The organism is Parendozoicomonas verongulae (assembly GCF_009711465.1).
GTDB lineage: Bacteria > Pseudomonadota > Gammaproteobacteria > Pseudomonadales > Endozoicomonadaceae > Sansalvadorimonas > Sansalvadorimonas verongulae.
Map to the genome: position 1 here is coordinate 1 of NZ_SMME01000709.1, position 5549 is coordinate 5549.

Annotated in this window: 11 protein-coding genes; all 11 read left to right on the forward strand. The window is 53.1% G+C overall.

Translation table 11 applies throughout. The features are described from left to right. Positions 1-218 (forward strand): hypothetical protein (locus E1189_RS26405; protein WP_230460114.1); only part of this gene is annotated, 218 nt, incomplete at its 5' end. A 40-nt stretch (positions 219-258) separates the two neighbouring features. Next, entirely contained in the window at positions 259-633 is a 375-nt protein-coding gene (locus E1189_RS03455; RefSeq protein ID WP_155158656.1) for a hypothetical protein, read from the forward strand. Between the two features lie 344 nt (positions 634-977). Next, entirely contained in the window at positions 978-1478 is a 501-nt protein-coding gene (locus tag E1189_RS23460) for a RuvC family protein (protein ID WP_196221153.1), read from the forward strand. Continuing rightward, on the forward strand, positions 1475-1921 hold the full coding sequence (locus tag E1189_RS25145; protein ID WP_196221154.1) for a Mor transcription activator family protein: 447 nt from the start codon (positions 1475-1477) through the stop codon (positions 1919-1921). The genes E1189_RS23460 and E1189_RS25145 overlap by 4 nt, the downstream gene beginning before the upstream one ends. Then, positions 1893-2231 carry a hypothetical protein gene (locus E1189_RS03465; RefSeq protein WP_155158659.1) on the forward strand — a complete coding sequence of 113 codons (339 nt, stop codon included), beginning with the start codon at positions 1893-1895 and terminating at the stop codon, positions 2229-2231. Before E1189_RS25145 ends, E1189_RS03465 begins: the two co-directional genes overlap by 29 nt. Continuing rightward, positions 2197-2643, forward strand: a complete 447-nt coding sequence (locus E1189_RS03470; protein ID WP_155158661.1) for a structural protein — start codon at positions 2197-2199, stop codon at positions 2641-2643. The genes E1189_RS03465 and E1189_RS03470 overlap by 35 nt, the downstream gene beginning before the upstream one ends. Before the next feature lie 10 nt (positions 2644-2653). Further along, positions 2654-3151, forward strand: coding sequence for a hypothetical protein (locus E1189_RS03475; RefSeq protein WP_155158663.1), 498 nt, complete (start codon positions 2654-2656; stop codon positions 3149-3151). Between the two features lie 4 nt (positions 3152-3155). Continuing rightward, positions 3156-3440, forward strand: coding sequence for a hypothetical protein (locus E1189_RS03480; RefSeq protein WP_155158665.1), 285 nt, complete (start codon positions 3156-3158; stop codon positions 3438-3440). After that, positions 3437-4717 (forward strand): DNA modification methylase, encoded by a 1281-nt coding sequence (locus E1189_RS03485; protein ID WP_155158666.1) that lies wholly within the window; start codon positions 3437-3439, stop codon positions 4715-4717. Before E1189_RS03480 ends, E1189_RS03485 begins: the two co-directional genes overlap by 4 nt. Positions 4718-4914: 197 nt before the next feature. Beyond that, positions 4915-5361: a hypothetical protein gene (locus tag E1189_RS03490; RefSeq protein WP_155158668.1), complete on the forward strand. Its 447-nt coding sequence runs from the start codon at positions 4915-4917 to the stop codon at positions 5359-5361. Between the two features lie 5 nt (positions 5362-5366). Then, a partial coding sequence (locus tag E1189_RS25150; RefSeq protein WP_230460115.1) for a hypothetical protein occupies positions 5367-5549 on the forward strand: 183 nt, incomplete at its 3' end.

Genomic DNA, 5549 nt, shown 5'->3' on the forward strand with positions numbered 1-5549 from the left:
CTATCGAACAAGCCACTGAGACATGGGCCGATGCCATGATGGCAAAAGGACTGCAATACGTGGACTGGAAAGCCGCATGGCGCAACGGCATGAAAAATCAAAACAAGTGGGAAAAACAAGATCGTGAAAAACAAGGATGCAATCGATCCAGTGCAGAAATCTCTTCCGATGTCATCGAAGAGTACTGCCGAGACGAAGGACTCGAATTCAAGCGGTAAAGGATCTGTTCAACAAAATCATGAACAGTTCTACCTAACCATGGCCAAGCGGTTAGATGTGAAATTTACCTGTGTGTTTAGAAACCTTTGGAATCCAAGAGGACAATCTCGCACAAACCGTCAAATGATCATTCAGGAATGGGCCGATGCCATGATGCGCAACAAGATTACTGGCAAGGAAGCTCATGAAGCGCTGACGTATGTCTGTGACAACCTGAGCAAGCCACCATCAATCGCTGATTTCTTGGAAAAGGCCAAAGGCTCCAGAAAACGACCATTGGCGCATCGGGCTTACCGGGCTTTGGAAAAAAAGGATCAAGGTGACTTCAAACGTGAAAAATCAATGAAGACGGCAGAGCACTTTCTCGACGAGATATACAAAAACCTTCACAGAGATGGCGACAACAATAGATAAGATATTAAAACGAACGCAATCTCGAACCAAATAATCGCTATCGATATTTGACAACGTGCAATGTACGGTTTTAGATTCTAGATTCACCGTAAGCAATAATAATAAAACCTCGGAAAAATAATGGACTATTCAAACAGCTTTCACGCTGCAAAAGACGATGTACTCATAGCCCTTAAGAAAAACAATGGGTCGACATTGTCAGAGCTGAGAATCAAATGTCCTAACTTTTGTAATTCTCAAATTGCCGTCGCTCTAGAAGAGCTGTGTGTTCAAAACAAAGTTAAACATGGGGAGTTAAGAACCAACCGTGATCTCAAAGTGAAACAGATAACCTACTGGGTCTCATGATGAAGAAAGCTGTTATTGGCTTTGATCCTGGTTTAAGTGGTGCGTTTGCAGTTTTGAATTGTGAACGCGACCACGCTTTCTTTTCTTCAGACTTTCCAATCATTATCAAGAACGATAAGCGACACATAGATATTATTTCACTCACCAACACCCTCCAGCAGCTCGCTTCTCAATATCACATTCACCATGTTTTTATCGAAAACGTTAATGCCATGCCTCCCGTTAAGGGTAAGAAGAGAAAACCCGGCAACCAGACAAGTTTCACGTTTGGTCGCAGCTTTGGCGTTCTTGAGGGCATAGTCGGTGCGCTGGGCTTACCAACCACCCTGATTACACCCGCCACTTGGAAGCGACGCGCTGGCCTGCTCAAACAGGAGAAGGTCGCCTCCCTGAATCGCGCCCTCGAGCTGTACCCAGGCTGCGGACTTCACCTGAAAAAACATATTGGTCGTGCCGAGGCCATGCTGATCGCCCGGTACGGTCAGGAGAGCCTGTGAACTACGAGCCTGACATCGTGGCCACCATTGGCCGTGAAAGCACCATCGCACTGGAGCGTGCATTTGGTGGCAGGCGGAAATATATCGCACAGAAAATTAAGCAAGGCTCTCCCATTGTTGAAGTCATAGGTTGGGAAGCCGCGCAACAACTCTCCCAACGGTTCGGTGGCATGCAGTTATACATCCCACAGACTCTGGCTCTGCAGGCCCGCAACCGGGCCATCATCCACCAGCGGTTACAGGGCTTTACCGCTCAGGATCTGGCAAGGAGCTATGGGCTGGTGGCCCGAACCATTCGGAACATCTGTTTTGGATGTGGCGCACTTCACGGCCTGCGGGCAAGGAACAGGCTGAAGATTCTGCAACAGGGATTCTATGGAAGAGCGCATTCGGGTTATCGAACAGGATTTGGCGGTGCTTCAGCACCGAATGACCAGCCTTGAAGACACCCCACCCCGCGTCAATACGCTGGAGAATACCGTGACCCAGCTCCAGACACAGGTGGAAAACATCAGTGAGAACATTGCGGACATCAAGAACAGCGGCAATCAGCTCCACAAGGATGTGAGTGGCCTGCGCATAGAAGTCCGGCGTCTTTTCACTATAGGGGCAACGGTCGCGGTAATAGTCAGCATCATAATCGGGGCAGCGGAGTTATACGAAACCAGCCTCTCGATACAGGAAAAACATCAATCTGCAAAGGAGCTGCGGAGTGAACATGGTCAGTCAGATCCGGGGATACCGGAACCATAACCCCGGCAACATCCGGGAAAACCAGCGAGTAGATTACGACTGGGAAGGCGAAGCCCGAGCGGATACCGATGGTGAGTTTGAGGAGTTTGACTCTCCCGAGTTCGGTATCCGAGCCATGGCCCGCATCCTGAAGACCTACTACACCAAGCACAAGCTCAGAACCGTCCGGGACATCATCAACCGGTGGGCACCTCCCAATGAAAATAACACTGACTCCTATGTCCGGGCCGTCTGCCTGCGGATGGGCGTCGTGGAACAGAGGCACCTGAAGCTCGACACCAACATGGTCGCCCTCCAGTCCCTGATCAAATCCATCATCCATCACGAACTGGGCTGCCAGCCCTACAGCGATGAGCTGATCGACACCGGCATACGCTGGGAGCGTGACGGCGTGCCCGGCAGCTTTCGGTAAGGAGCGGCCCATGAATCTGGCCAAGACCCTGAGCACAATTGCCGACACCCTGTCCGGTGGTCTTTTCGACAATATCTACAAGACAGTTACAGCTTACTTTCCCCCGGATATGCCCGAGGCGCAAAAGCAGCAGCTCAAACTGGCCCTCAAGGAGCTGGAACGCCAGCGGGAAAGTGACACACAGCGTCACCTTGTGGAAGCGGAACGCCTGCTGACCGAGCGGATCAAAGAGCTGGAAGGCACAGCCTCCGACCTCAAAGCCCTGCCTATCGTCGGAAGGCTGATCCTGTTTGCCCGTGGTGCCCAGCGTCCCGTCTGGGGATTTTTCACCATGTACCTCGACTGGCGCTGGTTCAGTGAATGGCAACTGAGCACGCAGCAGCAAACCGCCCTTATCGCCATCAACCTTCTGGTGCTGGGATTCCTGTTCGGGGAGCGGGCTATGAAGAACGTCGCCCCCTATGTGATCCAAGCCCTCAAAGCCAAATCCACCCCATGGAAACCCTGACATCATGAGCGACACCCCCGTCACGGACGACTTCAACGTTATCGAAAGCCTGCGCACCTCACCGGAGATGCGGAAGAAAATGGCCGAGCGTTACCGCAAGGAAGACCTCGCAGAGCTGGCTTACACCCTCGATTTCGATATTGGCTGCCTGATTGGCTACATCGACACGGCGCTTATGTATCTGGAATGCGGCCAAGCGGACTTGGCGCGAAAGACCATGGAAAGCGCACACGGCAACTTTTCCGCACAACGTAAGTCACGTCGCCGCTACTGGGGGATGCATCCATGAACCAAACATCACAAGGACGTGACAAGCAACCGCAAAAATGGCAAAGCCGGATCATAGGCCAGGGCGTGGAGCAGGCCGACCAGCTTCTCGCCAACCCACTGAACTGGCGCAAGCACCCCAAGGCCCAGCAGGCCGCACTGAGAGGGGCACTGAACGAGATCGGCTGGATACAGCAGGTCATCGTGAACAAAACCACGGGCCATCTTGTTGATGGTCATTTGCGTGTAGAGGTGGCACTGGCGGAAGGGGAGCAGGATGTCCCTGTCTTGTATGTGGAGCTGACCGAGGAAGAAGAAAAGAAGGCCCTCGCCACCATCGACCCCATAGCGGCACTGGCCACCACTGACCGCAAAATGCTGGACGACCTTGTCCTCGGCCTGAATGTGGACGATCAGGACTTCGCCACCCTGCTCGATACCCTTGCCTCTCAAGATGCCCTGAACAACCCACAGGAAGGCTTAACCGACGACGATGCCGTGGGCGAAAAGTCATCCCATACCGTCTGTGAGTCTGGTGACGTCTGGTGCCTAGGCGAGCACAGACTTCTATGCGGTGATGGCACAGACCAATCTTGCGTCACTCAACTGATGGACGGGGAACAGGCCGATATGTGCTGGACTGACCCGCCCTACAACGTCGATTACGAGGGCAAGACCAAGGACGCCCTGAAGATCGACAACGACAAAATGAGCGGCGAGAACTTTTACCTGTTCCTGCTGGCTTACTTCACCCGCATTTGTGAAATCACCAAACCCGGTGGCCCCATCTACGTCGCCCATGCCGATACCGAGGGCACCAATTTTCGCACAGCTCTGGTGGCAGCAGGCTTTGAGCTGAAGCAGTGCCTCGTCTGGGTGAAGAACACTTCGGTCATGGGCAGGCAGGATTACCACTGGCAGCACGAACCCATTCTCTATGGCTGGAAACCCGGTGCGGCCCATTGCTGGTATGGGGAGCGGGATAAAAAGACCGTCATCAGTGCCGACAAGCCAGCGGCCAGCCGCGATCACCCCACCATGAAACCTGTGAGCCTGATTGAGCAGATGATTCGCAATAGCTCCCAGACCGGGGACTTGGTGGTGGATTTCTGTGGTGGCTCAGGCAGCACCCTTATCACCTGCCAGAAATACGGAAGACGATGTAACACCATCGAGATCGACCCCCATTATTGCGATGTGATTATTCGTCGCTGGCAAGACTACACCGGCAGGGACGCCGTTCATGTGGCCACGGAGGAGACCTTCAATGCGCGACAAAGTGAGCAGCCAGACAGATGAGGATGGACGACGTATTCGCTCTTATATTACTGATCGGTTTGCTTGCTGCAGTGATGGCGTGAAAGAGGTCAGGAAAGCACGAAAATATCGCAAGCATCAGCATGATTTTAAGAGCCGGATTGATCACCGGAAAATCTGGAAAAAGAGAGCCAAAAGCAAGAAAAGTTTGTGGACACCATAGGGAGTGGACAAAAACCATGAAAAAATCAGCCGCAGAAATGCAACGAACCGCTCTGGAATGCGTGAAGCTGAGAGGTGCAGGACTGTCCTTTCGTGAAATAGCGTCCACACTCGATATTTCCAAGTCAGCTGCCCACAAATATGTGAAGAAATCCCTGTCTGAAGTCACCGGTCAACTGAAGCTGGAATCCAAGCTGTTATTGGCTCAGGAAATCGAGCGTCTGGACACCATTCAGCGCTCCATCTGGAACGATGTTTTGAAGGGCAATGTCGCCTCAGTGGACAAGGCTCTCAAGGTCATTGAGCTGCGTATGAAAGCACTGGGCCTGATGGCTCCTGCCAAGATCGCCAGCACCGATCCCACCGGAGAGAACGAAGCCACCAGCGGCGTGGTTGTCGTCCCGGCTCCGGTCTCGGTCGATGAGTGGCTGAAAGAATACGGCCCCAAGACAGATGACGCCTGACCACTATGTCGCAAACGGTCTGGCGTCCACAGGCAGGGCCGCAAACGGCGCTGCTCCGTTGCCCGTTTGAAGATATCCTTTACGGCGGTGCCCGTGGGGGAGGCAAGACCGACGGTTTCCTTGGCAAGTGGGCGCAGCGTACAGAAGTCTATGGCCAACGATGCCGGGGGCTGTTTATCCGGCGCTCT

What these genes read in the sequence shown, in the direction of transcription:
- E1189_RS03455 (WP_155158656.1), top strand. Translation starts at nt 259, where the DNA reads ATGGCCAAGCGGTTAGATGTGAAATTTACCTGTGTGTTTAGAAACCTT.
- E1189_RS03485 (WP_155158666.1), top strand. Translation starts at nt 3,437, where the DNA reads ATGAACCAAACATCACAAGGACGTGACAAGCAACCGCAAAAATGGCAA.
- E1189_RS03470 (WP_155158661.1), top strand. Translation starts at nt 2,197, where the DNA reads ATGGTCAGTCAGATCCGGGGATACCGGAACCATAACCCCGGCAACATC.
- E1189_RS03490 (WP_155158668.1), top strand. Translation starts at nt 4,915, where the DNA reads ATGAAAAAATCAGCCGCAGAAATGCAACGAACCGCTCTGGAATGCGTG.
- E1189_RS03480 (WP_155158665.1), top strand. Translation starts at nt 3,156, where the DNA reads ATGAGCGACACCCCCGTCACGGACGACTTCAACGTTATCGAAAGCCTG.
- E1189_RS03475 (WP_155158663.1), top strand. Translation starts at nt 2,654, where the DNA reads ATGAATCTGGCCAAGACCCTGAGCACAATTGCCGACACCCTGTCCGGT.
- E1189_RS23460 (WP_196221153.1), top strand. Translation starts at nt 978, where the DNA reads ATGATGAAGAAAGCTGTTATTGGCTTTGATCCTGGTTTAAGTGGTGCG.